Annotated in this window: 25 protein-coding genes; 15 read left to right on the top strand and 10 right to left on the bottom strand. The window is 60.7% G+C overall.

Annotation, left to right across the window (positions count from 1 at the left end):
* Positions 1 to 50 precede the first annotated feature (50 nt).
* The 4 genes from ACEN42_RS24370 to ACEN42_RS24355 all read left to right on the top strand — a co-directional run bounded on the left by ACEN42_RS24370 (position 51) and on the right by ACEN42_RS24355 (position 4,552).
* Positions 51 to 1,346, top strand: a complete 1,296-nt coding sequence (locus ACEN42_RS24370; protein ID WP_371884967.1) for a dicarboxylate/amino acid:cation symporter — start codon at positions 51 to 53, stop codon at positions 1,344 to 1,346.
* Entirely contained in the window at positions 1,343 to 2,800 is a 1,458-nt protein-coding gene (locus ACEN42_RS24365; protein ID WP_371884966.1) for an amino acid racemase, read from the top strand. The genes ACEN42_RS24370 and ACEN42_RS24365 overlap by 4 nt, the downstream gene beginning before the upstream one ends.
* Positions 2,801 to 2,897: 97 nt before the next feature.
* A complete protein-coding gene (gene aspA / locus ACEN42_RS24360; RefSeq protein ID WP_371884965.1) occupies positions 2,898 to 4,316 on the top strand; it encodes an aspartate ammonia-lyase in 1,419 nt (472 codons plus the stop codon).
* Between the two features lie 71 nt (positions 4,317 to 4,387).
* Positions 4,388 to 4,552, top strand: coding sequence for a hypothetical protein (locus ACEN42_RS24355; protein ID WP_187606771.1), 165 nt, complete (start codon positions 4,388 to 4,390; stop codon positions 4,550 to 4,552).
* A 45-nt stretch (positions 4,553 to 4,597) separates the two neighbouring features.
* On the opposite strand, the gene ACEN42_RS24350 is transcribed toward ACEN42_RS24355, so the two are convergent.
* Entirely contained in the window at positions 4,598 to 5,797 is a 1,200-nt protein-coding gene (locus ACEN42_RS24350) for a DUF2235 domain-containing protein (protein ID WP_371884964.1), read from the bottom strand.
* A gap of 156 nt (positions 5,798 to 5,953) precedes the next feature.
* The gene (gene dkgB / locus ACEN42_RS24345) at positions 5,954 to 6,760 is read right to left on the bottom strand and encodes a 2,5-didehydrogluconate reductase DkgB (RefSeq protein WP_371884963.1); all 807 of its coding nucleotides are present in this window, start codon (positions 6,758 to 6,760) and stop codon (positions 5,954 to 5,956) included.
* Between the two features lie 103 nt (positions 6,761 to 6,863).
* Here dkgB and ACEN42_RS24340 point away from each other — a divergent pair, with 103 nt between their 5' ends.
* A complete protein-coding gene (locus ACEN42_RS24340; protein WP_371884962.1) occupies positions 6,864 to 7,778 on the top strand; it encodes a LysR substrate-binding domain-containing protein in 915 nt (304 codons plus the stop codon).
* Between the two features lie 4 nt (positions 7,779 to 7,782).
* Here ACEN42_RS24340 and ACEN42_RS24335 read toward each other — a convergent pair whose 3' ends face one another.
* Both ACEN42_RS24335 and ACEN42_RS24330 read right to left on the bottom strand, forming a co-directional pair.
* Positions 7,783 to 8,364, bottom strand: a complete 582-nt coding sequence (locus ACEN42_RS24335; RefSeq protein WP_371884961.1) for a PPC domain-containing DNA-binding protein — start codon at positions 8,362 to 8,364, stop codon at positions 7,783 to 7,785.
* A gap of 134 nt (positions 8,365 to 8,498) precedes the next feature.
* Positions 8,499 to 9,425, bottom strand: a complete 927-nt coding sequence (locus tag ACEN42_RS24330; RefSeq protein ID WP_371884960.1) for a LysR substrate-binding domain-containing protein — start codon at positions 9,423 to 9,425, stop codon at positions 8,499 to 8,501.
* Positions 9,426 to 9,603: 178 nt separating this feature from the next.
* Here ACEN42_RS24330 and ACEN42_RS24325 point away from each other — a divergent pair, with 178 nt between their 5' ends.
* From ACEN42_RS24325 to ACEN42_RS24295, 7 genes are read left to right on the top strand one after another with little or no spacing between them, the layout of a single operon-like run.
* Entirely contained in the window at positions 9,604 to 10,743 is a 1,140-nt protein-coding gene (locus ACEN42_RS24325) for an iron-containing alcohol dehydrogenase (protein WP_371884959.1), read from the top strand.
* 12 nt (positions 10,744 to 10,755) lie between these two features.
* Positions 10,756 to 11,535, top strand: a complete 780-nt coding sequence (locus ACEN42_RS24320; RefSeq protein ID WP_371884958.1) for an enoyl-CoA hydratase-related protein — start codon at positions 10,756 to 10,758, stop codon at positions 11,533 to 11,535.
* A gap of 1 nt (position 11,536) precedes the next feature.
* Positions 11,537 to 12,736: a CaiB/BaiF CoA transferase family protein gene (locus tag ACEN42_RS24315; protein WP_374191211.1), complete on the top strand. Its 1,200-nt coding sequence runs from the start codon at positions 11,537 to 11,539 to the stop codon at positions 12,734 to 12,736.
* Between the two features lie 41 nt (positions 12,737 to 12,777).
* Positions 12,778 to 13,809 (top strand): TRAP transporter substrate-binding protein, encoded by a 1,032-nt coding sequence (locus ACEN42_RS24310; protein ID WP_187606762.1) that lies wholly within the window; start codon positions 12,778 to 12,780, stop codon positions 13,807 to 13,809.
* 41 nt (positions 13,810 to 13,850) lie between these two features.
* The gene (locus tag ACEN42_RS24305) at positions 13,851 to 15,722 is read left to right on the top strand and encodes a TRAP transporter large permease subunit (protein WP_374191216.1); all 1,872 of its coding nucleotides are present in this window, start codon (positions 13,851 to 13,853) and stop codon (positions 15,720 to 15,722) included.
* A 14-nt stretch (positions 15,723 to 15,736) separates the two neighbouring features.
* The gene (locus tag ACEN42_RS24300; protein ID WP_371884956.1) at positions 15,737 to 16,663 is read left to right on the top strand and encodes an amidohydrolase; all 927 of its coding nucleotides are present in this window, start codon (positions 15,737 to 15,739) and stop codon (positions 16,661 to 16,663) included.
* A 10-nt stretch (positions 16,664 to 16,673) separates the two neighbouring features.
* Positions 16,674 to 17,624 (top strand): amidohydrolase, encoded by a 951-nt coding sequence (locus ACEN42_RS24295; protein WP_371884955.1) that lies wholly within the window; start codon positions 16,674 to 16,676, stop codon positions 17,622 to 17,624.
* Positions 17,625 to 17,641: 17 nt separating this feature from the next.
* Here the strand turns inward: ACEN42_RS24295 and ACEN42_RS24290 are convergent, their stop codons facing one another.
* Positions 17,642 to 18,556 (bottom strand): LysR family transcriptional regulator, encoded by a 915-nt coding sequence (locus ACEN42_RS24290; RefSeq protein ID WP_238212204.1) that lies wholly within the window; start codon positions 18,554 to 18,556, stop codon positions 17,642 to 17,644.
* A gap of 232 nt (positions 18,557 to 18,788) precedes the next feature.
* Here ACEN42_RS24290 and ACEN42_RS24285 point away from each other — a divergent pair, with 232 nt between their 5' ends.
* Together ACEN42_RS24285 and ACEN42_RS24280 are read left to right on the top strand one after the other, a co-directional pair.
* Complete coding sequence (locus tag ACEN42_RS24285) at positions 18,789 to 19,928, top strand: alkene reductase (protein WP_371884954.1); 1,140 nt, start codon at positions 18,789 to 18,791, stop codon at positions 19,926 to 19,928.
* A gap of 30 nt (positions 19,929 to 19,958) precedes the next feature.
* Positions 19,959 to 20,615 (top strand): peroxiredoxin-like family protein, encoded by a 657-nt coding sequence (locus ACEN42_RS24280; RefSeq protein ID WP_371884953.1) that lies wholly within the window; start codon positions 19,959 to 19,961, stop codon positions 20,613 to 20,615.
* On the opposite strand, the gene ACEN42_RS24275 is transcribed toward ACEN42_RS24280, so the two are convergent.
* The 4 genes from ACEN42_RS24275 to ACEN42_RS24260 form a co-directional block, all read right to left on the bottom strand.
* Positions 20,612 to 21,544, bottom strand: coding sequence for a LysR family transcriptional regulator (locus tag ACEN42_RS24275; RefSeq protein WP_371884952.1), 933 nt, complete (start codon positions 21,542 to 21,544; stop codon positions 20,612 to 20,614). The genes ACEN42_RS24280 and ACEN42_RS24275 overlap by 4 nt on opposite strands.
* A 152-nt stretch (positions 21,545 to 21,696) precedes the next feature.
* A complete protein-coding gene (locus tag ACEN42_RS24270; protein WP_371884951.1) occupies positions 21,697 to 22,248 on the bottom strand; it encodes a TetR/AcrR family transcriptional regulator in 552 nt (183 codons plus the stop codon).
* A gap of 81 nt (positions 22,249 to 22,329) precedes the next feature.
* On the bottom strand, positions 22,330 to 23,352 hold the full coding sequence (locus tag ACEN42_RS24265; protein ID WP_371884950.1) for an HlyD family secretion protein: 1,023 nt from the start codon (positions 23,350 to 23,352) through the stop codon (positions 22,330 to 22,332).
* Positions 23,353 to 23,387: 35 nt separating this feature from the next.
* Entirely contained in the window at positions 23,388 to 24,938 is a 1,551-nt protein-coding gene (locus tag ACEN42_RS24260; protein ID WP_371884949.1) for an MFS transporter, read from the bottom strand.
* A 73-nt stretch (positions 24,939 to 25,011) separates the two neighbouring features.
* Between ACEN42_RS24260 and ACEN42_RS24255 the strand changes: the two genes are divergently transcribed.
* The gene (locus ACEN42_RS24255) at positions 25,012 to 25,272 is read left to right on the top strand and encodes a hypothetical protein (RefSeq protein ID WP_371884948.1); all 261 of its coding nucleotides are present in this window, start codon (positions 25,012 to 25,014) and stop codon (positions 25,270 to 25,272) included.
* Here the strand turns inward: ACEN42_RS24255 and ACEN42_RS24250 are convergent.
* Positions 25,269 to 26,846, bottom strand: a complete 1,578-nt coding sequence (locus tag ACEN42_RS24250; protein WP_371884947.1) for an efflux transporter outer membrane subunit — start codon at positions 26,844 to 26,846, stop codon at positions 25,269 to 25,271. The two genes, ACEN42_RS24255 and ACEN42_RS24250, sit on opposite strands and share 4 nt — an antisense overlap.
* Between the last annotated feature and the right edge of the window lie 107 nt (positions 26,847 to 26,953).

Here is a 26,953-nt window from a genome sequence, read left to right as displayed (position 1 = left end):
GCACGCCGGTCGCGACCGACCGTTCGTGCGTCATCCCAGGACGGAGACACATGAAGAATCGACTCACCCTCTATATCCTCGCCGGCATGGCGCTCGGCGTGGCCGTCGGCTATGTCTGTCATCGCATGGCGGCGGATGCCGAGCAAGCGAAGGTCATCGCCGGCTACTTTTCCATCGTCACGGATATCTTTCTGCGGCTCGTGAAGATGATCATCGCGCCGCTCGTCTTCGCGACGCTCGTGTCGGGGCTCGCCGGCATGGAAGGCACGAGCGATGTGCGCAGAATCGGCCTGCGCTCGATCGCGTGGTTCGTGTGCGCATCGCTCTTTTCGCTCGCGCTCGGACTCGTGCTCGCCAACCTGTTTCAACCGGGCGCGGGCCTGCACATGACCCAGACGAGCGCCGACGTCGCCACCGGCCTCAACACCGCCGGCCTGAACTTCAAGGATTTCGTGACGCACGCGTTCCCCACGAGCCTGCTCGATGCGATGGCGCGCAACGACATCCTCCAGATTCTCGTTTTCTCCGTGATGTTCGGGATCGTGCTCAGCGTGATCAAGTCGGACCCGCGCGTAACGCCGCTGATCGCCGGCGTAGAGGGTCTCGTGCCCGCGATGCTCAAGCTGACCGACTACGTGATGCGCCTCGCGCCCATCGGCGTGTTCGGCGCGCTCGCATCCGCGATCACGGTGCACGGGCTTGATGTGCTCACCACGTACGGCAAGCTCGTCGCGAGCTTCTACGCCGGGCTCGGGCTCTTGTGGGCGGCGCTGATCCTCGCCGGATACGCGTTTCTCGGCAAGCCGATCTGGGCCTTGCTCAAGGCGATCCGCGAGCCCGCGATGCTGGCCTTTTCCACCGCGAGCAGCGAGGCCGCATATCCGCGTCTGACGGAGAAGCTGGAGGAGTTCGGCGTCGATAAGAAAGTGGTCGGCTTCACGTTGCCGCTCGGTTACGCGTTCAATCTCGACGGCTCGATGATGTATCAGGCCTTCGCGGCGATCTTCATCGCGCAGGCGTTCGGCATCGACATGCCGATCGGCACGCAGATCGTGATGCTGCTCGTGCTCATGCTGAGCAGCAAGGGCATGGCAGGCGTCGCGCGCGGCTCGGTGGTGGTCGTCGCTGCGGTGGCGCCGATGTTTCATCTGCCGCCGTCGGGCGTCGTGCTGGTGCTCGCGATCGACCAGATTCTCGACATGGGGCGCACGGCGACCAACGTGATCGGCAACAGCATCGCGACGGCGGCCATCGCGAAGTGGGAAGGCAAACGCGTCGCACGGCAGGAACGCCGCGCGGCGATGAGCACGCCTTCGTTCGGCCAACTCGAAGGCGACACGAAATGAATGGCAAGGACACGGCGCCCGCTCGCAAGTTCGGCGTGGTCGGCGGGCTCGGTCCGCTCGCGAGCGCGGACGTCTTCTTCAAGCTGATCAAGTCGACGCCCGCCACGCGCGACGCCGAGCACTTCGACGCGATCTTCGAGCAGCAGCCGTTCCGCAGCGCGGACGCGGACAGCGAGACGCTGACGCAGCGCAAGCTCTATATCTTCGATCTGATCGCGAGCTTCGAAAAGCGCGGCGTCACAACGGTCGTGCTGCCGTGCTTTCTGAGCCACACGTTCATCGACGAGTTGAACGCCAATTCGCCGCTGCAGATCGTCGACATGATCGAAGCCGTGCGCAGCCATGTGCGCAGAAAGTTTCCGGCGGTTCGGCGTGTCGGCGTGCTCGCGTCCGCTCATACGCGGCGCAAGCAGTTGTTCGAGAAATATTTCGCCGCGCCCGAGTTCGAGGTGATTCATCCGCGCGCGAGCGAAGGCGTCGATCTCGTCACCGAAGCCATCTATGGCGCGGATGGCGTGAAGAGCGGCAACCTGCGCGGCCGTCCGGTCGAGTTGCTGCGCGAGGCCTGCGAGGATCTCATCGCGCAGGGCGTCAACGTCATCGTGCCTGGGCTTACCGAGATCGCGCTCGTTGCGGAGGAGTTGGGCGCATTGCGTGTTCCGCTCGTCGATTCGAATCTCGCTTACGCGCAGTACGTCGTGTCGGGCCAGTACCAATTGCCCGAGACGATCTTCAAGGTCGGCGTGGTGGGCGGCGTCGGGCCGGCGGCCACCGTCGATTTCATTCACAAGATCGTGCGTGCGACACCCGCGACGCGCGATCAGGACCATATCAAGCTGCTCGTCGAACAGAACCCGCAGATTCCGGACCGCACGGAGAATCTGATCGGCGATGGACCCGATCCGACCATCTCGCTCTATGCGACCTGCAAGAAGCTGGAGACGGGCGGCGTCGATCTCATCGCGATACCGTGCAACACGGCGCATGCGTTCGTCGAGCGCATTCAGCCGTATCTCGGCATACCCATCGTGAACATGCTGACAACGACCGTGCGCCATTTGCGCGAGGCGTTTCCGTCGGTGCGTTCCGTGGGCGTGCTCGCGACATCCGGCACGATCGCGAGCGGCGTCTACGAGAAGGCGCTCGAATCGCAAGGCTTGCGGCAAGTCGTGCCGGAACCCGCATTGCAGGCGCGCGTGATGGAAGCGATCTACGGCAGCGAAGGCGTGAAAGCCGGCTTCACGACCGGGCGATGTCAAGAGGACATCGCCGCCGCGATCGACGGGCTGATTGCCGCTGGCGTCGAGGTCGTCATCCTCGGCTGCACGGAACTGCCGCTTCTGTTGCGCGAGGCGCACGTCATCGGCACGAACGGCGCGCGCGTGAGCATCATCGATCCGACCGATGTGCTCGCGAGGGAATGCGTCGCCCATGCGATGAAGCCGCCGCACTAACCCGAACCGCATCAACTCATCCACGCGACGAACCCGCACACGACGTGTGCCGGATGACTTCGTTCGCCCGTCATATTCAGAACCTGAAGAGGAACCCATGCTCGCACCTACCGAACGCATCGAACACGACCTTCTCGGCGATCTCGCCGTGCCCGCCACCGCGTACTACGGCGTGCACACGCTGCGCGCGCTGGAGAACTTTCCCATCACCGGCATTCCGATCTCCGCATACCCGAATCTCGTCAACGCACTGGCGAGCGTCAAGGAAGCGGCCGCGCTCGCGAACCACGGCCTCGGTCTCCTGAACGAAGTGAAGACGCAGGCCATCGTGCAGGCATGCAGGCAAGTGCGCTCGGGCACGGCGCACGAGCACTTCGTCGTCGATGTGATTCAGGGCGGCGCGGGCACATCGACGAACATGAACGCGAACGAGGTCATCGCCAATCTCGCGCTCGAACATCTCGGGCATCAGCGCGGCGAATACGGCGTGCTGCATCCGAACGAAGACGTGAATCTCGGCCAGAGCACCAACGATGTCTATCCGACCGCGCTGAAGGTCGCCACGTATGCGGGCATCATGCAGTTGATCGACGCGATGGGCGTGCTGCGCGCGTCGTTCGAACGCAAGGCGCTGGAGTTCGGCAACGATCTGAAGATGGGCCGCACGCAGCTTCAGGACGCCGTGCCGATGACGCTCGGTCAGGAATTCAGCACGTTCGCGGTGATGCTCGGCGAGGACGAAGAGCGGCTCAAAGAAGCGGCCCGGCTGATCTGCGAGATCAACCTCGGCGCGACGGCGATCGGCACGGGCATCAACACGCATCCGGAATACGCGCAACTCGCATGCAGGCATCTGAGCGAGGTGACCGGCATCGCGCTCACGACATCGCCGAATCTCGTCGAGGCAACCCAGGATGTCGGCGCGTTCGTGCAGCTTTCCGGCGTCCTGAAGCGCGTCGCGGTCAAGCTCTCGAAGACCTGCAACGATCTCCGGCTGCTCTCGAGCGGGCCGCGCGCGGGCCTCGGCGAAATCAACCTGCCGCCGGTGCAGGCCGGTTCGAGCATCATGCCGGGCAAGGTGAATCCGGTGATTCCGGAGGTCGTCAATCAGATCGCGTTCGAGGTCATCGGCAATGACGTGACCGTGACCTTCGCCGCCGAGGCGGGCCAGCTTCAGCTCAACGCGTTCGAACCGATCATCGCGCATAGCCTGTTCAAGAGCGTCGCTCATTTGCGCGCGGGGTGCCTCACGCTCGCGTCGAAATGTGTCGATGGCATCACCGCGAATCGCGAGCGCCTGCGCATGATCGTCGAAAGTTCGATCGGCATCGTCACGGCGCTCAATCCGTATATCGGTTACACGAACTCGACGGAAGTCGCGAAGGAAGCGCTCGCGTCCGGCAAGAGCGTCGCGCAGATCGTCATCGAAAAAGGGTTGTTGAGCCAGTTGCAGCTCGACGAAATCCTGCAACCGGCGATGCTGACGCAGCCGAGACACACGGCATCGGCGGCATGAAAGGCCGTGCCGCGAAGCGCCAGCCGGAGTAGACTATTTTTGCGGTGTGCTAGCCGCGAAAGGAGGTTGCGATGAGATTCGCCGAAATGTTCAAGCGCCCGAAACGCGGCGCCACGGCTGCTCATGCCGGTGACACGGAGCCTCACCACGAGGAACACGCGAAGTCGGTGCAGAAGCAGGCGCGCAAGCTGTGGGACACGATCGGACGCAATCGCCACAAGAGCGCGAAGTGGTAGTAACAAAGCGGGCCCGGGAACGAGAGTCCCGGGCCCGGATCGTTTTCAGGACATGATCCAGTTGGTGTGCGTGGTGAAGGCCGGGCCGAGAACGGTCGGCAAATACGGATTGGGAACGGGCACCGGCTTTCCGTCCACCGTCACGAGGCCGAGGCGCTGGGCGACTGAAACATGCGCGCCGATATCCTGCGGAAAGGCGAACGGCCCGCGCGGGCCGGACGGGCGCAGCGAGAAGGGCGGCTCCTTCCACGGCGAATGCGCCGCGCCGAGAAAGTCCGGCTGCAAGGTCCACGGCTGCGCCTTGAGACGCACGCCGATCGACGGATCGGCCAGACGGTTCAGCATCCATTCGCAGGCGATATCCGAGAGGCCCGATTCATCGTTCGAATAGCCGCCTCCGACATCGGCATGCGCGCCGGCGAACAGCACCTGCGTGACGCCCGCGCGGGTGTCCCAGAGCGTCGGCGTGAAATCGCCGCGCTGCTCGTCGAGACTGATCGCGTGAACGCCGAATTTCACCTTCGGGCTGAGCGCGGTGTCGGCGAAACGGAACAGATCGACCGTCGAGTCCTCGCTGTCGAGATAGATCGGAATGCCGAGCGCGCCGACCGTGTCCCATACGCCGATAGCGTGGATTTCATCGACGGCAATCGTGTCGCCGGGCTGCAACCTCGTGAACGCGAGCGACGGCTCGAAATTGACGATCTTCTCCAGCAGGCCCTTCAAACCGCCGCCGCTCGCGCCTGCCGTTGGTCTCGACTCGCGATACTTGCGCCACGCGAGAATGCCCATGCGATACGCGAGCGCCTTGTCGTTGCTTTCGTATTTGCTGGTGTCGAGCAGGCCGACGTTCGCGATCATTCCGCCGAGCGCACGCGCCGTGTACGCGCCGCGGCTGAAGCCCATCAGAACGATGTGATCGCCCGGCTTGTAGTTGCGCGATATGAAGGTATAGCCGCGCACGATGCGCGCGATGATGCCGTCGCCAAATGCTCCGCCCACCAGCTTCCTGATGACGTTGCGCGAATCGCCCACGCCATGCAGATACTTGGCGACCTGTCCGTCAGGTCCGGGCTCCGCGATCTCCTGTTCGGAGGCGAGAAGCGTCGAGGCGGGGTCCGGCTCGCCGGATAACAGAAGGAATGCCTTCAGTACGTTGGTGGTGTCCGGAATGCCGTCGTTGTCGTGGTCGGTGTTCGGACCGTTCCATGTTCCGTCCGCGCAGAAAACGATGTTCTTGCCCATGATGCACCCCTTCCGTCGTGACGCCGCAAGTGCTCGCTCAGTATGTCTTAGTTTCTTGCGGGTCACTCGGCAAGCCGCGCGTCTTATGCGAACGACGCTTTGGCTGAAAGTGCCTATTCGTCGAGGGCGCTTCGTTGCATCGCATCAAACCGCGCTTCAGTCCCAAATCGGCGCGAGGCCTTCCGGACTGACTTCACGGCCATTGCGTTCGAGTTCCGCGATCTGCGCCATGTCTTCGGCGGTCAGCCTGAGTTGCTGCGAGAGCAGATTGCTCGCGAGGTTCTCGCGTTTCGTCGATGACGGAATCACCGCATAGCCGAGTTGCAGCGCCCATGCGAGCGTGACTTGCGCGGGCGTCGCGTGATGCCGCTTCGCGATCTCGCCGATGACCGGATCCTTCAGCACCTTGCCGTAGGCGAGCGTCATATACGACGTGACCTGAATGCCTTGCTCGCGCAGAAACGCGACGAGCTTGCGATTCTGCAGATACGGGCTCAGTTCGATCTGATTGGTCGCGATGTTCTCGCGTCCGACGACATCGATCGCCTGCTTCGTCAGTTCGATGTTGAAGTTGGAGATGCCGATCTGCTTCGTGAGACCTTGCGTCTTCGCATCGGCGAGCGCGCTCATGAATTCTTCGAGCAGCGTGCCGTGCTCCGGCGCGGGCCAGTGGATCAGCGTGAGATCCACTTCATCGACGCGCAGCTTCGTCAGGCTCTCTTTGAGGCTCGGAACGAGCTTGCTGCGCGAGGCGTTCTCGGTCCAGATTTTCGTGGTCAGAAAGATGTCGGAGCGGGGCACGCCCGATGCGGCGATCGCTTCGCCGACTTCGGCTTCGTTGCCGTAGATCTGCGCGGTATCGATGGCGCCGTAGCCGAGTTCGAGGCCGTTGCGCACCGAATCCATGACGACCTGATCTTTCAGGCGGAACGTGCCGAGGCCGAAAGCGGGAATGCGATTCATGGAATGTGTTCTCCAATGGCTGAGTGGACGAACACAGTATGCCGGCTTTACTCTTGCGCAAAAACCGGGCTATAAAGGAAATACTCTTGAATTAAAGTCAACTATGAAAATCACTCTCGACGAGCTTCAGACCTTTGCGACGGTAGTCGACACGGGCTCCATCACCAAGGCGGCGGAACAACTGGACCAGACGGTGTCGGGCGCGAGCCGCACGCTCGGACGGCTCGAAGAGAAGCTCCAGACGACGCTCTTGCGCAGGACCACGCGACGCCTGGAGCTGACGGAGGAGGGCAAGAGCTTTCTGCAGAACGCGCGCGAGATCATCGGCGCGGTGGAAAGCGCGGAGGAACAGATCGCCGCGCGGCGCGAGCGGCCTTCCGGGCTGTTGCGCGTGGATGCCGCGACGCCGTTCATGCTGCACGTGATCGTGCCGCTCGTCGCGGGATATCGGGAGCGCTATCCGCATGTCGAGCTCGAACTGAACAGCAACGAAGGCGTGATCGATCTGCTGGAACGCCGCACGGATGTCGCCATTCGCATCGGCAGGCTGAAGGATTCGACGCTGCACAGCCGCCCGATCGGCAGCAGCCGCATTCGCGTGCTCGCGACGCCGCAGTATCTCGAGACACACGGACTTCCGAAGCGCGTCGACGAACTCGCGAATCACTCGCTGCTCGGCTTCACGCAGCCGGAATCGCTCAATCTCTGGCCGCTTGCGGGGCGCGACGACGAGCCGTACCGGATCAAGCCGGGCATCGCTTCGTCGAGCGGCGAGACGCTGCGGCATCTCGCGCTCGAAAGCGCGGGCATCGTGTGCCTGTCCGATTTCATGACGCTGCGCGACCGGCGCGAGGGCACGCTCGTGCAGATTCTCGCGCGTCACACGCAGGAAGTGCGGCAACCGATCAACGCCGTCTACTATCGCAACACGGCGATCTCCGCGCGCATCGCATCGTTCGTCGACTATCTTGCCGAAGCCGTGAAGTCCACTGAATTCGCGCTGACGGGCCGCCGATAAGGCGTCAGCCGATGCCCAAAACATTCGCGCCGATGCACGGATCGACCGCGCGTTCGAGCCGCTTCTGGTGAACGATCAGCGTGATTTCCATCGAGCCGGTGCCCACTTCAAGATTCAATAGATGGCCGCCGTAAGCGTTGAAGTTGCTGTCGCCCGCCATGCCGTGCATATGGATCGACGGCTTGCCTTCTTTCCACGCCACCGATCCGGTCAGGCTGCCCATCTCGACATTGCGGAAGGTCTTCGCATCGAAGTCCTTCTTCGCGGCGTTCCAGAAGCCGAACGTCGGATGGCCGAAGCCGATGCCCGTCAGACTGACCGCCGGAATGTTTTCCGCCAGCGCGAACGTCGTCAGTTGCTCGAAGACGTTATCGCCCATGCGCAGAACCATAAAGTAACCCGTGGGCGTTCTGATGTATCTGCGTTGCACATCGGGGCCGCCTGCCGCGATCACGCCCGCTTCGCACTCGGCAGGCGATTGCGTCTGCGCCGACACGCCGCTCGGGATGATCGATGTCGCGAGCGCGCCGGCCGACAGCGCCGCGATTTTCTTGAAGAAGTGCCTGCGCAGATAAGTCTCGTCCATGAAGCTGTCTCCGTTGATGTTATCGGCCGTTCTATTCGGCTGCGGCGGAGTGTAGACAAGACGTTCACGACGGAATACTGAGAGTTGCGACTACGCTTATAACCCGCGCTCATGCCTCACGATAAATCCTCGGCCTAATCGTGCTGTGCGAGCAGTTCTTCCATCAGGACGCGCGCTCCCGCGGACACCGGCGCGCCGTGCCGTGTGACGAGTTCATAAGGCTCGCTCTTCGATGACAGTTTGAGCGGAAGCATGCCCGTCATGCCGTGTCGCGTGAAGAACTCGGCGACATCGATCGACACGAGCGCGACGAAAGTCGGATTGCTTTGCAATAACGAAAGCGTCGCGAATGCCGACGTAGTCTCGACGAGATGCCGTGGAAAGCGGATCTCGGCTTCGCGGAATTCGCGTTCGAGCAGCATGCGCATCGGCATGTTGGCGCGATAGACGACCCATCGCACATCCGCGAGATCTTTAAGCCGCAGCTTGCGTGCGTTCTGAAACGGATGACTCAGATTCGCGATAACCGCAAGCGTCTCTTCCTGCAGATTGACGCTGTCGTAGAGAAACGGCGTCTGACTGATCGTGGTTCTACACACGGCGAGATCGAGGCGTCCTGCGTCGATCAGGCTCAGCAACGCGGCGCTCGTATCTTCCACGATTTCTATCGACATCTCCGGATGCTTCGTGACGAGCGAAGAAATCGCTTCGATCACGCGCGGCACCGCGCCCATGATGACGCCCACCGACACGCGTCCTCCATGACCTCGCATGATGCCGACGATTTCCTCGCGCAAATGCGCGACGTCGGTATGAATGAGCCGCGCATAGCGGATCACGCAATGCCCGATGTCGTTCGGTTCGAGCCCCCGGCTCGTCCGGTTGAAAAGCGCCGTGCCGAAGGTCGTTTCGATTTCGTGCAACGCCTTGCTTGCGCCCGGCTGCGTGAGCGAAACCTGTTTGGCCGCACTGAGAAGCGAACCATGATCCGCGAGCGCGATGAGCAAACGCAACTGCTTCAGGTGCAGCCGGGAAATGATCGAGTTGAGAGAAGGAGTCATCGCGCGAGTTGAGGAATAGTTATACCCGTATTCATTATTGTCAATTCCGGCCGTTTCGGCCGCTGCCTATACTGCCCCATCAAACCCGCATTGCGCAAAGCTCCGGGCCTAACGTTAACCCGCAGCGATCAGGGTTCCTGCTGTTCGGGTTTTCATGAATCTATAACTGTCGATCAACATGGCTCTCATCAATTACATCACGCAGATACAGTTCGAGTTCGGCGCCTTGCGTTTGCTGAAGAGCGAATGCGAAAGGGTTGGAATCAAGCGGCCGCTCGTCGTGACGGATCGCGGCATCAAGGCGGCGGGCATCGTCGACAAGGTGCTTTCGGCATTGGGTGCGGACTACGACGTGCCGGTCTATGACGGCACGCCGCCCAATCCGAACGAAGCGGCGGTGCGCGATGCGGTCGCCGTGTTCGTCGATGAACGATGCGATGGAATCATCGCGGTGGGCGGAGGATCGTCGATCGATCTCGCGAAGGGCGTCGCGGTATGCGCGACGCACGACGGCCCGTTGCAGAGCTTCGCCGTGATCGAAGGCGGCGCGACGCGCATCACGTCGGCGACCGCACCCGTCATCGCGATTCCGACGACGGCGGGCACCGGCAGCGAGGTCGGACGCGGCGCGATCCTGATTCTCGACGACGGCAGAAAGGTCGGCGTGATATCGCCCTACGTGGTGCCGAAGTCCGCGATCTGCGATCCCGAACTCACGCTGAAACTGCCCGCGACGATGACGGCCGCAACCGGCATGGACGCGATCGCGCACTGCATAGAAACGTTCATGGCGCCCGCGTTCAACCCCGCGGCCGACGGCATCGCGCTCGACGGCCTGTGGCGCGCGTGGCGTCACATCGAGCGCGCGACGGCACATCCCGACGACAAGACCGCGCGCCTGAACATGATGAGCGCATCGATGCAGGGCGCGCTTGCGTTTCAGAAGGGTTTGGGATGCGTGCACAGCCTCAGTCATTCGCTCGGCGGCATCAATCCGCGCCTGCATCACGGAACGCTCAACGCGATCTTTCTGCCCGCCGTGATCGCGTTCAACGAGGACGCGCCGACGGTTCGGGAAGAAGGCAAGCTCGCGCGGCTCGCGCAGGCGATGGGCCTCGAAAATCCCGCGAACGTCGGGCCTTCCATCAGAGAGATGACCCAGCGCCTGGGCCTTCCCGCGACGCTATCCGGCGTGGGCGTCACGCACGACATGTTCCCCGGCATCGTGAAGGGCGCGTTGAAGGACCACAGTCATAAAACCAATCCGCGCGACGCATCCGAAAGCGATTATCACGCGATGCTCGAAGCGTCGTTCTGAACTGAGGAAGACATGGGAGACAAGATCACGATCGAGCGAAATGGCGATATCGCCATCGTCACGCTCGATAACCCCGAGAAGATGAACGCGCTCACGCTCTGTATGTGGCGCGATCTCGGCGATGCAATGACGCAGCTATCGGACGAAGACAGCATTCGATGCGTGATCCTGCGTGGCGCGGGAACGAAGGCATTCGCAGCGGGTGCGGATATCGGCGAGTTCGCGACGCTTCGATCGAATCGCGAGCAGGCGCGCGCCTATGCGGAGGTCACGACCAGTGCGATGGAAGCTATCGCGCATTGCCGTCATCCCGTAGTCGCGATGATTCATGGCGTATGCGTCGGCGGCGGGCTCGAAATCGCGTCGCTCTGCGATATCCGCATTTGCGGCGAATCGAGCCGCTTCGGCGCGCCCGTCGGACAACTCGGTCTCACGATGTCCTACGCCGAACTCGGCGCGCTGATTCGTCTCGCGGGCCGTCCGGTGGCGATGGAGATCGTGCTCGAAGGACGCATCTTCGATGCACGGGAAGCGCTTGCGAAGGGACTTACGTCGCGCGTCGTCGCCGACGATGCCGTCGAGGAAGAAACCATCGCCACCGCGCGGCGCATCGCACGCGGCGCGCCGCTCGTCGCGCGCTGGCACAAGGCGGCGTCGAACAGGCTGACGCCATCGCCCGCGCTCACGGACGCCGATATCGAATCCGCCTTCGATTGCTTCGACACCGAAGACTTTCGCATCGGCGCCGCTGCATTCAATGCAAAACAGAAGCCAGTCTTCAAGGGAAAGTGAAATGGGTCCGCTGAGTGGAATGAAAGTGGTTGAACTGGCGCATATCATGTCCGGCCCGGTCTGCGGCATGATGCTCGCCGACATGGGCGCGGACGTCGTCAAGGTGGAGAAAGTGCCCGACGGCGACGATTCCCGCCGCTTTTCACCGATCCTGCCGAGCGGCGAGTCCGCGTCGTTCATGATCGTCAATCGCAACAAGCGCGGCATCGGCCTCAATCTGAAGAGCGAAGGCGGCCGCGAAGTATTGAAGCGATTGTTATCCGATGCGGATGTCGTCACCGAAAACTATCGCGCCGGAACGATGGAGAAGTTCGGTCTCGGCTATGACACGCTCAAGGAACTCAATCCGGGACTCATCTATTGCGCGATCTCGGGCTTCGGCCGCACGGGTCCGTTCGGCGAGAAGGGCGGTTTCGATCTTATCGCGCAAGGCATGAGCGGCATGATGAGCATGACGGGCGAAGAGGGACGCGAGCCCGTCAAGGCCGGTTCGCCCGTGGCCGACATCAACTCGGGCATTCTCGCAGCGCTCGGCATCGCGGCGGCGTATGTGCAGAAGCTGCGCACCGGACGCGGCCAGATGGTCGACACGTCGCTCTTCGAAGCGGGACTTCAGCAGATGTTCTGGCCCGCCGCGAGCTATCTCGCGGACGGCACGATTCTGCCGAAGATGGGTTCCGCGAATTCGACGAGCGCGCCGTATCAAGTATTCAAGACGAGCGATGGCTGGATCAACATCGGCGCTGCCAACCAGAGCAATTACGAGCGCCTGCTCGACGTGCTCGATGCGCCCCAACTCGCAAGCGACCCGCGCTTCACGACGAACGCGCTGCGGCTTCAGCATCGCGAGGCGCTGGTTGCGATCCTCAATGAACTGCTCGTGCGCCGAAGCACGGATGAATGGATGGCGCAGTTCGACCGCATCGGTCTGCCTGCCGGCCCGGTGCTCGATATCGCGGCGGCGCTCGCGCATCCGCAGACGATCGCGCGCGAGATGGTCGTCGAAACCGATCATCCGCTGGCCGGCAAGGTCAGAGGCCTCGGTCTGCCGATTCATTTCTCCGATGCGAAGCGCTCCGGGAATCGTCCCGCGCCGTTGCTCGGCGAGCACACGAGAGAAGTGTTGATGGAGTCGGGCTATTCGGCAACGGATGTCGATCGGCTGATCGAAGAGAAGGCCGTAGTAGCGCTGGCGCAGTAAAGACGCGATCAATCGCGCATGACAGAGTTCAGGAGACAAACATGAGTGGAATCATCACGCGTCGGGACTTCCTGACGACGGCGGGACTCGCCGTAGCCGCGACCGCGACGGGCCTGAGCCTGTCGAAGCGCGCATTCGCGCAAACCGCGCCCATCGTCCTCAAATACGCGAGCAGCCTGCCGGACAGTCATCCGCTCAACGCGCATATGCGCGAGGCCTCGGCGTCAATCAAGAAGGAGACGAATGGCCGCGTCGATCTTCAGGTCTTCGCGAACGCGCAAATGGGCGGCGACACCGACATGCTCTCGCAGGTCCGCGCGGGCGGCGTCGATTTCATTCCGTTGCCGGGTGCGATCCTGTCGACGCTCGTGCCGGTTGCGTCGATCGAAAGCGTGCCCTTCGCGTTCAAGAACTACGACGCGGTATGGGCTGCGATGGACGGCGATCTCGGCAAGCACGTGCGCGAGCAGGCTGCGAAAGCCGGCCTCATCGCGATGGACAAGGTCTGGAACAACGGCTTCAGGCAGATCACGAGTTCGACGCGTCCCATCATGACGCCGGCCGATCTCAAGGGCTTCAAGATCCGCGTGCTGGTCAGTCCGCTATGGACATCGATGTTCAAGACCTTCGGCGCGGCGCCCACGGGCATCAGCATCAACGAGACGTACTCCGCGTTGCAGACGAAAGTCGTCGAAGGCCAGGAGAATCCGCTCGTCGTGGTGCAGTCGGCGCGCTTCTACGAGGTGCAGAAGTACTGCTCGCTGACGGGTCATATCTGGAATGGTTTCTGGCTGCTCGCGAGCGGCAAGACCTGGCCGAAGCTGCCGAAAGATGTGCAGGACATCGTCGCACGAAACATCAACGAAGCGGCGCTGAAGCAGCGCGAGGAAGTTATCCGCCTGAATCAGAGTCTCGAACCGATGCTCACGGCCAAAGGCGTCACCTTCAACAAGGTGGATCAGCAGGCATTCCGCGCCGACCTGCAGCAAAAGGGCTTCTACGCCGAATGGAAGAAGAAGTACGGCGATGCGGCATGGGGACTTCTAGAGAAGTATTCCGGGCAGCTTTCGTGAGCAAGGAGCGGATCATGAGCACTGACGTTTCTCTCGGGACCATGCCCGTTGCGGTTGCGAGCAAGCCTTCCGGCCCGGTTGCAAAAGCGGGACATGTCCTCGATACGTGCATCCGCTGGTCGAGCGAACTCTGCGCGGCGGCGCTGGTGGTCGCCGAAGTGGTCCTGCTGTTCGCCAACGTGTTCTTTCGATACGTGCTTCACGATCCGCTGATCTGGGGCGATGAACTGGCGACGCTGCTGTTCATCTGGCTCGCGATGCTCGGCGCAGTGATCGCGTTGCGACGCCACGAGCACATGAGGCTCACAACGTTCATCGCGCATCTGAATCCGTCGAGGCATGCTTTCGTCGATACGTTCGGGGCCGTGATCGTCATCGCGTTCATCATGGTGCTGTTGTCGCCGGCGTGGGAGTACGTGTCGGAAGAGTGGGCCATCACGAGCGCGGCGCTGGAAATCTCCAATGGTTATCGCGTTGCCGCGCTCGCCGTCGGCCTCACGCTGATGCTCGCGATTTCCGTCGCGCGTCTCATGGAGCAGGCGCGTCCGATGCACTTCGTGATCTCGGCGGCGGTGGTCGGCGGCATCGCGGCCGCGCTGATGACGTTCAAGATCGCGATGACCGCGCTCGGCAACTGGAACCTCGTGATCTTCTTCGTCGTCGCGGTCGTGTTCATGGTGGTGATCGGCGTGCCGATCATGGTCGCGTTCGGGCTCTCGACCGTCGCGTACCTGAGCACGGTGACGCTGACGCCGATGCTCGTCGTGCTGGGCCGTATCGACGAAGGCATGTCGAGTCTGATCCTGCTCGCGATTCCGTTGTTCGTGTTTCTCGGCGCGCTGATCGAAGCGATGGGCATGGCGCAGGCGATGATCCGCTTTCTCGCATCGCTGATCGGGCATTTCAAAGGCGGGCTGTCGTATGTGCTCATCGGCGCGATCTATCTGGTCAGCGGCATCTCGGGTTCCAAGGCCGCGGATATGGCCGCCGTCGCGCCGGCGCTTTTTCCGGAGATGAAGAAGCGCGGCGAGGACGAGAACGAGCTGGTCGCGATGTTGAGCGCATCGGGCGCGATGTCGGAGACTATTCCGCCGAGTCTCGTGCTGATCACCATCGGCTCGGTGACGGGCGTATCGATTTCCGCGTTGTTCACGGGCGGCTTCATGCCGGCGGTCGTGGGTGCGCTCGCGATGATCGCGGTCATCTGGGTAAAGAACCGCAAGCGCGAGCTGAAGGAAGTCGAACGTGCGAAGCCGCGTGAAGTCGGCAGGGCGTTTCTGTTCGCGCTGCCCGCGCTCGCGTTGCCGTTCGTGATTCGCGCGGCGGTCGTCGAAGGAATTGCGACGGCAACCGAAGTGGCATCGGTCGGTGTGGCTTATACATTCGTCGTCGGCCTCGTGTTTTATCGCTCGTTCAAATGGAATCGCCTTTATCCGATCATCGTCGGCACGGCTTCGCTGTCGGGGGCGATTCTGATCATCATCGGTTGCGCGACCGCGATGGCCTGGGCGTTGACGCAATCGGGCTTCTCGCGTCAGCTCGCGCAACTGATGTCGACGGCGCCCGGCGGCTCGATGGGCTTCCTGCTGATATCGGCAGCGGCGTTCGTGTTGCTCGGCAGCTTCCTGGAAGGCATTCCCGCGATCGTGCTGTTCGGCCCGCTGCTCTTTCCTGTGGCGCGTTCGCTCGGCATCAACGAGGTTCATTACGCGATGGTCGCCATCTTCGCGATGGGACTCGGCCTCTTCGCGCCGCCCTTTGGCGTGGGCTTCTATGCAGCGTGCGCGATCGCGAAGGTCGATCCGGATGGCGCGATGAAACGCGTGTGGCCGTATCTCGGCGCGCTCGTCGTTGCGCTGCTGGTGCTCGTCACCGTGCCGTGGATTTCCACGGGCTTTCTTCCCGCGAATTGACTCATGATTGACGTATGCATATGAAAGACATCGCACCGGACGAGATTCCGATCATCGATGCGCATCATCATCTGTGGGATCTTTCAGCGGGGCGCTATCCGTGGTTGCAGGACGATTATCACGAGGCATTTTTTCTTGGCGACTATCGAAGCATTTGCCGAGATTTCCTTCCCGAGGACTATCTTGCGACGGTCAGCGCGCAGCCAATCATAGGCACCGTGCATGTCGAGGCGGAACGGGCGCGCGATGAGCAGGTCGCGGAAACGCGCTGGCTTCACGAAGTGCACGACAGATACGGTTTTCCAGACGCCGTGATCGCGCACGCGTGGTTCGATCGTCCTGACACGGAGGAGATTCTTGCGCAACACGCCGCATATCCGCTCGTGCGTGGCATTCGCTCGAAGCCGGTGACATCATGCGGTCCACACGAGCCACTCGACGATCTTCGCGGAACGATGCAAGACCCGGCGTGGCTGCGAGGATTCTCGCTGCTCGACAGATTCAACTTTTCGTGGGACTTGCGCGTGCCGCCGTGGCATCTCGCCGATGCGGCTGAAGTGGCGAACGCGTTTCCGAATACGAAGATCGCGTTGAATCACACGGGCTTTCCATGGGATCGCAGCGACGAGGGACTCGCGCGCTGGCGACGGGGAATGGAACTGCTCGCGAGGCAGCCGAACGTGTTTGTGAAGCTATCGGAATTCGGCCTGAAGGATGCGCCCTGGAACTACGACGACAATCGACAGATCGTCCTCGATGCGGTGTCGATCTTCGGCGCGGACCGCTGCATGTTCGCGAGCAATTTTCCGGTGGCGGGTTTGAGAGTGAGCTATGACGTTCTCGTCGATAGCATGAGAAGGATGCTCGAACCGCTCGGGCGCGAAGCGTTGGAAAAGATCTTCTATCGCAACGCGTTGCAGTTTTATCGCATGACCGTTTAGAGACTCGCCTATGTCAGATGTTATGGAACTTCGCCGCCGATTTCTCGAAAGCGGTGCGGACGACGATTTGCCTATCGCCGATGCGCATCAGCATTTCTTCGATGTCGAGCGCAATTACTATCCCTGGCTTGCGGACAAGCCGGTGAAGAATTTTCGCTACGGCAATTACGACAACATCCGGTGCACGTTTCTGCCCGATGACTACTTTCGTGCGGCGGGGCATCACAAGGTCGTGAAGACGGTGCTTATCGAAGGCGAGTGGAATCCCGCCGATCCACTGGGCGAATTGCGCTGGGTCGAAACGCTGCAGCGCGAACAGGGCTTTCCGCACGCGATGAGCGCTCAGGCGTGGCTCGATCGCGAAGACGTCGATGAAGTCCTTGCTGTCTATGGCCGTCATCCGCTGGTCAGAGGCATCCGGCACAAGCCTGCCGCCGTGCCGCGCGCCGAACATAGGGACGACTTCGTTGCGCCGGGATCGATGCGCGATAAGAAATGGCGCGATGGTTACGCGAAGCTGCGCGCTCATGGATTACTGTTCGAGCTGCAGGTGTTCTGGTGGCATCTGATCGAAGCCGCGGAACTGGCGCGCGATTTTCCCGACACGCAGATCGTGATCAATCACACCGGGTTGCCGTCCGATAGATCGGAAGGGGGCTTGCACGCATGGCGCGAGGCGCTCGAATGTGTCGCGCGCGAGCCGAATGTTCATCTCAAGATTTCGGGAATCTGCATCCCAGGGAAGCGCTGGAGCGTCGAGTCGAATGGGGCCGTGGTGCGTACTGCCATCGACGTGTTCGGTGCGCAGCGTTGCTCGTTCGCCAGCAACTATCCGGTCGATGGTGTCATGGATCGCATGACCGATATCTTCGATGGATTCAAGTCGATCGTGCGGGGGTATCCGGTCGAGGATCGGCTACGGCTTTTTTATGATAATACGGCGCGGGTTTATGGGATTTGAAGGGGCGCGGCTCGGCCTCACGCGGAGAGAAGAGTCGGGGCGAATTCGGGCGAGAGACATTCCTCGACGAAAGTGGCGAACTGTCGTGCCTTGCTGCTCGCCATACGCCCAGTCGGATAGAGCGCCGATAGCGCGATGCCCGGCAGGTTCCAGTCATCCATTACAGCGACCACAAGCCCCGACTTCAATTCCGGCGCGAATGCCCATTCGGATGCAACGGCAAGCCCCATATCTGCGAATACCGCGGCGCGCAACCCTTCCGTTGCGGATATCTTCACGCGGCTTTGCAGCTTGATCGATTGTTCGACGGTGTCCCTTCTGAACGTCCAGTCCTCGCCACCGCCCATGTCGCGTGAATAGACTATTGCGTGATGCTCGAGCAGGTCCACGGGTGTCGAAGGTTTGCCGCATCTTGCAAAGTACGAGGGCGTCGCAAGCACACGACGCCGGGCCTCGCCGATGCGTTTCGCGGTCATATTGGAATCGGCCAGATTGCCCATACGCAGGGCGAGATCGACGCCTTCTTCGACCAGATCGATATTGCGATCATCAAGTACAAGGTCGACGTCGAGATCGGGATGCTGGGTCAAAAACTCGGGTAACTTCGGAACGATGTGCAGCCTTGCAAAACACACTGCGGCCGACACACGGAGCTTTCCTGTCAGAGCGGCGGCGGTGCCCCGTGCAGCGACCACGGCTTCTCCCGACTCCTCGACTGCGCGCTTCGCGCGCGCGTAGAAATTCTGCCCCGCCTCGGTCGGCGTCAATGCGCGCGTTGAACGCAACAGTAATTTGACGCCGAGCCAATCCTCCAGTTGCGCCACGGCTTTCGACACGGCTGGCTGACCGATATCGAAGTGTCTTGCCGCCGCCGAAAACGAGCCTGCGTCGACGACGCGAATAAAAATTTCGAACGCTGCAAGGCGATCCATCGGCATTCTCCTGAGCCACACGAGCGTTGTGGTTTGGTCATAGCGTACCCCACATGTCGGGCGGCGTGCAGCGATCCCGCGCGGCGACTCACGCGGACTTATGCAGATCTGGAATAGGCCTCATCCTCGCAGGCGGCTATTTCACGCGCCCAGGATTCTCTACATTTCATCTCAACGCATCGCGTGACGCACCGCTTCCCACGGTGCTCAACTCACTCTCAAAGGTACCATCATGGCCAAGCTGTTCACTTCGACGAAAGTCGGCGCATTCGACCTCGAACATCGTGTCGTCCTTGCCCCGATGACGCGCCTGCGCACCATTCCGCCCGACGACATTCCGAGCCCGATGATGGCCGACTTTTACGGCCAGCGTGCTTCCGAAGGCGGTCTCGTAATTATCGAAGCCGCGAGCATCTCGACGCAGGCGCGCTCTTATCTCGGCGCCGCAAGCATCTATCACGATGGCCAGGACGCGGGCTGGAAGGCGATTGCAGACGCTGTGCATGCCAAGGGTGGCCGCGCGGTCCTGCAACTCATCCACGGAGGCCGTCAGAGCCATGTGGAGGTCAATGACGGCGCGGATCCCGTCGCTCCGTCATTCATGCCGTTCGACGGCGTCGCGCTGACGAGAGATGGCTTCGTGCCCGTATCGCCGCACCGTGCGCTGAAAACCGAAGAGATCGCGGGAATTGTCGAAGACTTCCGGCAGGCTGCGCAAAGGGCGAAGAAAGCGGGCTTTGATGGCGTCGAATTGCACGGCGCAAATGGCTATCTGGTCGACCAGTTCATTCAGGATGGCACGAACAGGCGCACGGACGAATACGGTGGCCCCCTTGAAAACCGTGTGCGCTTCCTGCGCGAAACGCTCGAAGCGTTGATCTCCGTGTTTGGTGCGGATCGCGTCGGTGTGCGCATTTCGCCGTCGGGTGAATGGGGCGGCGTCTCGGACAGCAACCCCGAAGCGACCTTCAGTTACGTCGCGAAGGTGCTGGATTCGTACGGGATCGCTTATCTCCATGTCATCGAGCCGCGGGTCAAGGGTGACGACACGCTGCATCATGGTCATCCCGTCGTCGCAGCTGCCTATCTGCGTCCATACTTTTCCGGCCCGATCATCGTCGCAGGTGGATTTGATCGCGAGAGTGCAATCGAGACCGTCGATTCGGGTGTTGCCGATCTGGTTGCTTTCGGACGTCACTTCTCGTCGAACCCCGACCTTCCGCACCGTCTTGCACACGATCTGCCGCTGACGCCTTATGTTCGTGCCGCATTCTGGGGTGGAAGCGAAGAGAACTACTCGGATTTCCCGACGTACGAAGTGCAGCAAGAAGCGCTTCGTGCCGTGCGAGACGAAAGCGCAGAGACGGCTTAACGAAGCGCTGCGACGTTTCGACCGCGAGGGATGTCCACCATGACGAACGACGCTGGCGTAGCAGGCACGAGTGTCGATGCGATGGCTGAACTCACGATGGCATCGGTCTCGGTCGCCGTCACCCATGCGCTGCACGCGGGCGCTCTCGCGCCTCGGTTTGTGTTGTCCGACAGGAACGGCAATCGCGTTGCGCTGGATGAGCTACTGCGTTCGGGTCCTGTCGTGCTCAATTTCTTGCGCGGCTCGTGGTGCTCGTTCGGTGAAGAGCGTCTCGCGCGCTTCTTTGCAATGCACGAGCGCATTGGCTCGGAGGGGGCGACCGCTGTTGCCGTTGCTCCACCCGACACATCGATGCGTCAACATGACAGATTGCCGATGGCTGAGCTCGTTGATACGGACCTTCGGCTTGCAAGGGCATTCGGTCTGACGTTCGATCTGCCTGAGATTCTTCGCGACCATTATCTCGAACTTGGCTACAAGCCGCCCAAGCCAAGGAAGTGCGGAGATTTTCTGGTCCCTGTTCCGGCGACCTATCTGATCGACAAGGACGGTATTGTCGTCTTCGCACATGTCGACTTCGACTATCGAAACGGGTTCGAAGAGGAATCGTTGTTGAAGGCGGTCCGGGCGCTGCGCGGACGGCGGCAAGGCTTCAGGATCGCATTTCCACGTCTCACTCCATACTAATTATGTGCCGCCAAAGCAGCTACATCGGCTTCGAGAGTCGGGGGCATGTCTTCTCGCATAAAGTCGAGCCACATGCGAATCTTCGCATCGATGTATTGGCGGGAAAGATATCGCGCATACACATTCAGGCTCTGAAGAGCAAATTGAGGTAGCACGCGGATCAACTCGCCGGATTGCAATCCAGGTAGTGCGGACGCCGCGGGTAATAATCCAATGCCCAGGCCCTGCCGGATGAGCACTTCCATAGCGTCCGAAAGATTGACCGAAAACACTGAAGGACCGGATGACACCGCTCTCGGACCATTGGGGCCGTCGAATATCCATTTGCCGCTTGGAAACACAGGATTCGTTAGCTGAAGGCAGGTATGCTTTCGCAGATCTTCGAGGTCGACTGGCGCGCCGAATTTTCGGATGTACGTTGGTGAGGCACACACGACACCTGCGACCGTGCCAAGACGATGCGCGATCAGCCCTGAATCCGGAAGGCTCGGTGCAAGAATGAGAGATGCGTCATAACCGTCGTCGAGAAGGTCCGGTACGGATTGGGAAAACGTGAGGTCAACTTTCACTGAAGGATAACGCGTATGGAAGCGCAGAAGCGACGGGACAATGTGATGCTGCCCGAAGTTGGACATCGAATGGATTTTCAGCGTTCCTGCGGGACTCACTTGCGCATCGCTTGCTTCGGCCTCTGCGAGATCGATCTGAGAAAGTATCTTGTGGCAATGATCGAGATAACGTTCACCCGCCTCCGTTAGCGCAACCTTGCGCGTTGTCCTGTTCAGCAGGCGAGTGCGCAAATGGGTTTCCAGATGCGAAACAGCACGTGAGATCTGACCCGTCGTCATGTTCATCTGTCGTCCGGCGGCGGAAAACCCGCCGTCCGTTACGACTCGCGCAAAGACGCGCATACTTTCAAGCGTATCCATAACATCCTTGTCGTTCGATTCAACTGATCGGCCCGTCTGGACATGGGCCGCATGCCTCCGTTGCGTGTCTTATTTGAAGAGAGATGACCGTTATTCGCGCAAGGACGTGTTGTTTAACTCTCTCAATCGGATTGGACGAAAGCTCCTGCCGCTTACTTCGTTTTCCGTGGCACCTGTGCAGCCGCCATCAATCCGTTAAGCGCGATTCGGACGAGTGCGCCTCCCGTTGGTCCTGCGTGAAACTGAACGGCGGTGCCGTACGTCAACTCCATCACCAACGCGCCCAGTTCAAGTGCCGTGGCGGGCGCGCGTCCCTTCGGAAAGGCTCGGAGGATCAACTTGCCCACGATCGTCCATTGCTTGCTGAAAAGCTCCGTGTGTCTTTTCGTGAGCGCCGCGTCTTGCTTTGCGTGCCGAATCAAATCGAGGACCAAAGGCCGCATATCCGGTTCGTGCGGATGAGTGTCGGCCCACGCGCAGACCGCTTCGATGATTTCCTCGGGGGTAGACATACCGGCAAGCGCCGCCTGGATCTTTTCTATGTTTTGCTGGGTGGTCGTTTCCACCAGTTGCAGAAAGATATCTTCTTTCGATTCGAAGTTTGAGTAGAACGCGCCTTTCGTGAAGCCCGCTTCGTCGGCGATCCGGTCGATGGACGCGCCGCCCAGTCCTTCACGCGCAAACACCTTGGCGGCAGCGAGCATCAGCTTCTCTCGCGTCTGTGTTCGGCTCTCTTCTCTCGTCAACCTGGGCATTCCGGGGATCCCTTCTGAAAATATGCAGCATTATGTCCGGGCGGCACTGGCGGAATCGATATGCACTGTAGGAACGACAGACATTCCAACGCGAAGTCGGCTTGCGGCTGGCTGGCCCGGATCGATGGAGATCTTGACCGGGAGTCGCTGAACCACTTTCGTGAAGTTACCTGTCGCGTTGTCAGGTGCAATCGGTGAGAACGCGATCCCGCTGGCAGGGGCAAGACTGTTGACGTGGCCGTGGATGACCGTTCCAGACAACATGTCGATCTTGATTGTAACTGCTTGCCCAGGCTGAACATGCCGCAGCTGGGTTTCACGGAAGTTGGCCTCTACATAAGCTTGCTGCAATGGGACGACCGCGAGCAGCGGTGCGCCAACGTGCACGTACGCGCCGGTGCGGACGGTGCGTTGTCCCACGATGCCGTCGATTGGCGCGACGATCCGCGTATAGGACAGATTCAACTCTGCGGCATGCAGCGCTGCCTTCGCCTTCTCGACGGTCGCTGCAGCTTGCCGTTCCTGAGCAAGCAGAACGTTCAGCTGATGTTGGGCCGCGTCGCGTGCGGCGATATCTTGTGACTGGCGAGCGCCCGCGATCTGCAAGGCGGATTCGGCTTGCTGCTGCTCCTGAATCGTGCCCGAGCCGTCTTTCGCCAGATTCAAGTAGCGGCGGGAGTTCGCCGCCGCGAAATTCACGGAGGCAATGTCGCCGACGATCGCAGCGTTAGCCTGCTGGATCAGGCTATGCTGCTGAATGGCGCTTGCCTCGAGCCTGGCTACGTCCGCCTGCGCGTTTTCAACGTCGGCCTTTGCACTGGCAAGGGCCACCGCGAAGTCACGTTCGTCGATCACGGCAAGTAACTGTCCTTTGTGCACAGTCTCGTTGTCCTCTACGAGGACGCTTGAGATATTGCCGGCGACTTTCGGTGCAACGAAGGTGGAGTCGGTCGTTACGTAGGCGTCAGTCGTAGTCTGCTCCGACGATCGCCCTTCGTCGTGGTTGTACAGATACAGGCTAGCTGCGGCGGCGGACGCGAGCATGATTGCCATGGCGATTTTTGCTGGTCGTGGAAGAGACATAACGATCACTTGGAAGGATTGTTCAATATGGGCGGCTTGATGTACTGGAGCCTCAAGACACATGGAATCAGCAACACAGAGAGTGTCCCCAGAATCAGGTAAGCGTCGGCGATCGTCAGAACGAACGACTGCCGTGAAATGCGTTCTGCAAGATCGCCGAGCGCTTCGGTAGCGGTAGTGTGATGTTCCAACCTGATCATTCCGTTCCCGGCCGCGTAATCCAGAATGATGTTGGCGTGCATCTTTTCCCGAAGGGTAAAGACGCGTTCGAGCAAGGCATCTCCCAGCAATGTTCCGAAGGCGCGAAACATATTGATAATCCCCGATACGACCGGCCCTTCCATCGGTTGGACGACGCTGGTCGCAAGGAAAAGCAAGGAGATGACGGCCATCGGCTGTCCCACTGCCTGTAGCGCTTGACCGATCAGGAACTCGTGCACGATCCATTCTGATGTCACATATGCGTTCACCAGACATGACGCCGCGAGACATGCGAGGCCGAGCGCAAAGACGTGTCGCGCATCGATCCATCGCTTGTAGAGAAGAAATGAGACGGCCGGGCCGCAGAAGATCTGCGGCAGCCCCACCGATAGTCCGATCCCTGCGATGTACGGCGTCCGAAACCCGTGCACCTCCGCCAGATATTGAGCCGGCAGGAGCGAGCCGGATAGCAGGACAACAACCAGCCCGATAAAGATCGTGAAACCGAGGCCGAGGTTTCGGCGATGAAGCAATTGGAGCTTGATGAATGGAAGAGGATGAAACCACTCGGCAAGCACGAATACAACGAGCAAGAGCGCGCCGACGCAAAAGAGCCAGCTAATGAGTGCGTCATTGAACCAGTCGTAGCGTTCGCCCTGCGTCAATCCAAGGCCGATACACACGAGACCACAGACGCCGCTGATCAAGCCAATCCAGTCCAGGTTCTTGAGTCGCTCCAGGCGGACAGGATCCTGCGGGATTCCCCACGCAACGGCCCAGCCCGAAAAGAGCGCAAGCGGAACGATTTGCCAGAATGCCAGATGCCAGTTGGACAACGTGTCGGTGTACGTCGCGGAGAGCCAGGTGGCGACGTTCGGGGAGAAAGTCGCGGTCATTGCATACAGCGCCAGTCCGTACAGCCTTAGCGAAAGAGGGAAGAAGCGCAACGCGGCCGCCATCAGCACAGGAATGAGTAATCCGCCGAAGAATCCTTGCAGGCATCGCAGCGCCAACAGTGCTTCGAAGCTGGGCGCAAGCGGTGTCAGCAGCCCAAACACGCTGAAGGCAATAACGACGGACACGTGAAACCGTCTGAACGAAAACGTTACAGCGAACCAGGTCGCGAAGGGCATGGCCGCAAGCTCGAAAGCCGAGTACAGACTGCCGATCCAGCTGCCTTCGTCGGAGCCCACACCAAATGCTGTTTTGACGTCAATGAGAGACAAGCCGCCGATTCGACTGTTCAAACCCGACATCATTGCAGCGGCAAAGACTCCCAGGACGCCCATCAAGATCCGGCCGTCGAACGGGTGCGGTGCGGCCGGGGTTGGTTGCGACGGGGCGACATGCTGCATCGACCTGTTTGCTATCGGTTTAAGCATACTATAAAGTATCGTAATACTATGTCGTATTTCAAAGGACGAACACATGAATACTTCCGTGTCCGAATGGCATGAAGTTATCGAATCAGAGTCGGTTGCGTGGGTGCGTGATCTCGATGCAAACCTGTTCAGCGTCGGCCATCGCAGGCTATATGTCTGGCAGGACGAACTGGATGGTCAATGGCGCTGGGAAATCGAGACATTCAGCGGAACAGGGGAGGCGGGATCAGGTACAGCCGATAGCCTTGCAGAAGCTCGACTTGCTGCGGACCTTGCCGCTGAAAAGCTTTCGAGATCGATTGGCTAACCTCCTGCCGCCCGCCTGACGGAAACCGGACGTTCGATTGTCGCGCGGGCGTATGAGCCGCTGCCGCCTTCGGGCGCATCCCATCCACCGCCCAGGGCCTTATAGAGTTTTACGAGCGAGACCGACACGTTCGTCTGGCTTTGCGAAAGTGCGGTTTCGCTGGCTAGCAGGTCACGCTGAGCGATGAGCACGGACAGGAAAGTCGATGCGCCCTGGCCGTAGCGATTCTTCGCCGTTTCGAATGCGATACGGTTTTCATCGACGGCGATACTGAGTTGCATATTTCGAAGCTGGTCGCTGCGATACGCGGTGATGGCGTCGTCTACTTCGTGCCACGCACCAAGCACCGTGCGTTGATACTGGATTGCGGCTTCTTGCTGCCTTGCTTTGGTCAACGCGAGCGTCCCCACGAGACGGCCGCCTTCAAAAATTGGAAGATGCAAGACCGGACCGAACGCGAATTGTCGCGCGCTCCAGTCACCTGCTTCGCTGAACTTCAAAGCCTGAATGCCGAAACTGCCGGTCAAACTGACGGTCGGATAGAAGTTCGCTTTGGCCGCGCCGATGTCCGCAGTTGCAGCGTGCAACTCCGCCTCGGCGCGCAAGATATCCGGTCGGCGATGCGCGAGTTCGGAAGGGAGTCCAACAGGCACGCTATCGGGTGGGGCTGGAACGTCCGCCGTCTTCGCGAGTTCGTCATCGAGCGCATGGGGAGCCTCGTCTACGAGAAGCGCCAACGCATTCATCAGCGCAGACACCTGCCGTTCGAGTTCTGGTATCGAAGCACTGACCGTTGCCATTTGCGCAGCGGCGCTCGCACTATCGTAGTGCGTTGCAACGCCTTCGTCCTCGCGGTGTTTCGCAAGACGGAGACTGGCACGAGCGATATCCTGATTTTTACGTGCGATGCCGAGCGTGCTCTGGACACCGCGAAGTTCGAGATACGTCCGTGCGACTTCCGCAGAAATAGACACTCTCACGCCTTCGGCCTCCAGCTCTGCGGCCTCCGCGGTGGCCAGCGCGGATTCTCGTGTTCGGCGTACTCGGCCCCAGAGGTCTAACTCCCAACTCGCGTCGAAACCGTATTGCCAGAGGTTGTAGGGTGCGGCGCCACCACTTCCGCTCAAAGAACTCGTTCCGTAAGGGTCCGCGCCGTTTGCCGCGGTGGCGCTGACCGGGCTCGATGGTCCACTCAACTTCAATATTCCGTTTGGGCTGGCTCGCTCGCGCAACTCAGATGCGTTTGCGCTGATTGTCGGGTAAAGGTCCGCGCCCGCGATGCGCAGCCGGGCCCGGCTTTGACCTATCCGCGCCTGTGCAGATCGCAAGTCCAGGTTTTGTGCCGCCGCACGGGCTTCGAGCGACGTTAGCAGCGGGTCGTTGAGCAGCGTCCACCACGCTGGATTCAGGCGCTGATCCGTCAGGCGGCTGGGGACATCGTTCGCGTTCATCGAAAGCGATCGAGGTGGCGGCGTCACTTCAGGCGATCGGAAATCCGGTCCCACGCTGCACGCGGCCATGCCCAAAAGCGCGACTACGGATAACGAAGCTCGCACTGTACGTTTCAAACACATCTCGATCTTCCAGCATGTTTTATGGGACGTCGCGAGCGTTGAACGAACGCTCCGAATTTGGCCTCAAAAGCAGGTCGCAGTACTTTGGATGTAGTACTAAGCTTTTT

The organism is Caballeronia sp. S22 (assembly GCF_964261745.1).
GTDB lineage: Bacteria > Pseudomonadota > Gammaproteobacteria > Burkholderiales > Burkholderiaceae > Caballeronia > Caballeronia jiangsuensis.
This window is presented reverse-complemented; position numbering and strand designations above follow the sequence as displayed.

Bases quoted from the DNA above. Each gene is read 5' to 3' on its own strand.
- dkgB (WP_371884963.1), bottom strand. From the start codon at position 6,760: ATGAATCGCATTCCCGCTTTCGGCCTCGGCACGTTCCGCCTGAAAGAT.
- ACEN42_RS24310 (WP_187606762.1), top strand. From the start codon at position 12,778: ATGAGTGGAATCATCACGCGTCGGGACTTCCTGACGACGGCGGGACTC.
- ACEN42_RS24330 (WP_371884960.1), bottom strand. From the start codon at position 9,425: ATGACTCCTTCTCTCAACTCGATCATTTCCCGGCTGCACCTGAAGCAG.
- ACEN42_RS24350 (WP_371884964.1), bottom strand. From the start codon at position 5,797: ATGGGCAAGAACATCGTTTTCTGCGCGGACGGAACATGGAACGGTCCG.
- ACEN42_RS24365 (WP_371884966.1), top strand. From the start codon at position 1,343: ATGAATGGCAAGGACACGGCGCCCGCTCGCAAGTTCGGCGTGGTCGGC.
- ACEN42_RS24255 (WP_371884948.1), top strand. From the start codon at position 25,012: ATGAATACTTCCGTGTCCGAATGGCATGAAGTTATCGAATCAGAGTCG.
- ACEN42_RS24290 (WP_238212204.1), bottom strand. From the start codon at position 18,556: ATGGATCGCCTTGCAGCGTTCGAAATTTTTATTCGCGTCGTCGACGCA.
- ACEN42_RS24315 (WP_374191211.1), top strand. From the start codon at position 11,537: ATGGGTCCGCTGAGTGGAATGAAAGTGGTTGAACTGGCGCATATCATG.
- ACEN42_RS24325 (WP_371884959.1), top strand. From the start codon at position 9,604: ATGGCTCTCATCAATTACATCACGCAGATACAGTTCGAGTTCGGCGCC.
- ACEN42_RS24355 (WP_187606771.1), top strand. From the start codon at position 4,388: ATGAGATTCGCCGAAATGTTCAAGCGCCCGAAACGCGGCGCCACGGCT.
- ACEN42_RS24270 (WP_371884951.1), bottom strand. From the start codon at position 22,248: ATGCTCGCTGCCGCCAAGGTGTTTGCGCGTGAAGGACTGGGCGGCGCG.
- ACEN42_RS24305 (WP_374191216.1), top strand. From the start codon at position 13,851: ATGCCCGTTGCGGTTGCGAGCAAGCCTTCCGGCCCGGTTGCAAAAGCG.
- ACEN42_RS24340 (WP_371884962.1), top strand. From the start codon at position 6,864: ATGAAAATCACTCTCGACGAGCTTCAGACCTTTGCGACGGTAGTCGAC.
- ACEN42_RS24320 (WP_371884958.1), top strand. From the start codon at position 10,756: ATGGGAGACAAGATCACGATCGAGCGAAATGGCGATATCGCCATCGTC.
- aspA (WP_371884965.1), top strand. From the start codon at position 2,898: ATGCTCGCACCTACCGAACGCATCGAACACGACCTTCTCGGCGATCTC.
- ACEN42_RS24370 (WP_371884967.1), top strand. From the start codon at position 51: ATGAAGAATCGACTCACCCTCTATATCCTCGCCGGCATGGCGCTCGGC.
- ACEN42_RS24275 (WP_371884952.1), bottom strand. From the start codon at position 21,544: ATGGATACGCTTGAAAGTATGCGCGTCTTTGCGCGAGTCGTAACGGAC.
- ACEN42_RS24295 (WP_371884955.1), top strand. From the start codon at position 16,674: ATGTCAGATGTTATGGAACTTCGCCGCCGATTTCTCGAAAGCGGTGCG.
- ACEN42_RS24250 (WP_371884947.1), bottom strand. From the start codon at position 26,846: ATGTGTTTGAAACGTACAGTGCGAGCTTCGTTATCCGTAGTCGCGCTT.
- ACEN42_RS24285 (WP_371884954.1), top strand. From the start codon at position 18,789: ATGGCCAAGCTGTTCACTTCGACGAAAGTCGGCGCATTCGACCTCGAA.
- ACEN42_RS24335 (WP_371884961.1), bottom strand. From the start codon at position 8,364: ATGGACGAGACTTATCTGCGCAGGCACTTCTTCAAGAAAATCGCGGCG.
- ACEN42_RS24260 (WP_371884949.1), bottom strand. From the start codon at position 24,938: ATGCAGCATGTCGCCCCGTCGCAACCAACCCCGGCCGCACCGCACCCG.
- ACEN42_RS24265 (WP_371884950.1), bottom strand. From the start codon at position 23,352: ATGGCAATCATGCTCGCGTCCGCCGCCGCAGCTAGCCTGTATCTGTAC.
- ACEN42_RS24280 (WP_371884953.1), top strand. From the start codon at position 19,959: ATGTCCACCATGACGAACGACGCTGGCGTAGCAGGCACGAGTGTCGAT.
- ACEN42_RS24300 (WP_371884956.1), top strand. From the start codon at position 15,737: ATGCATATGAAAGACATCGCACCGGACGAGATTCCGATCATCGATGCG.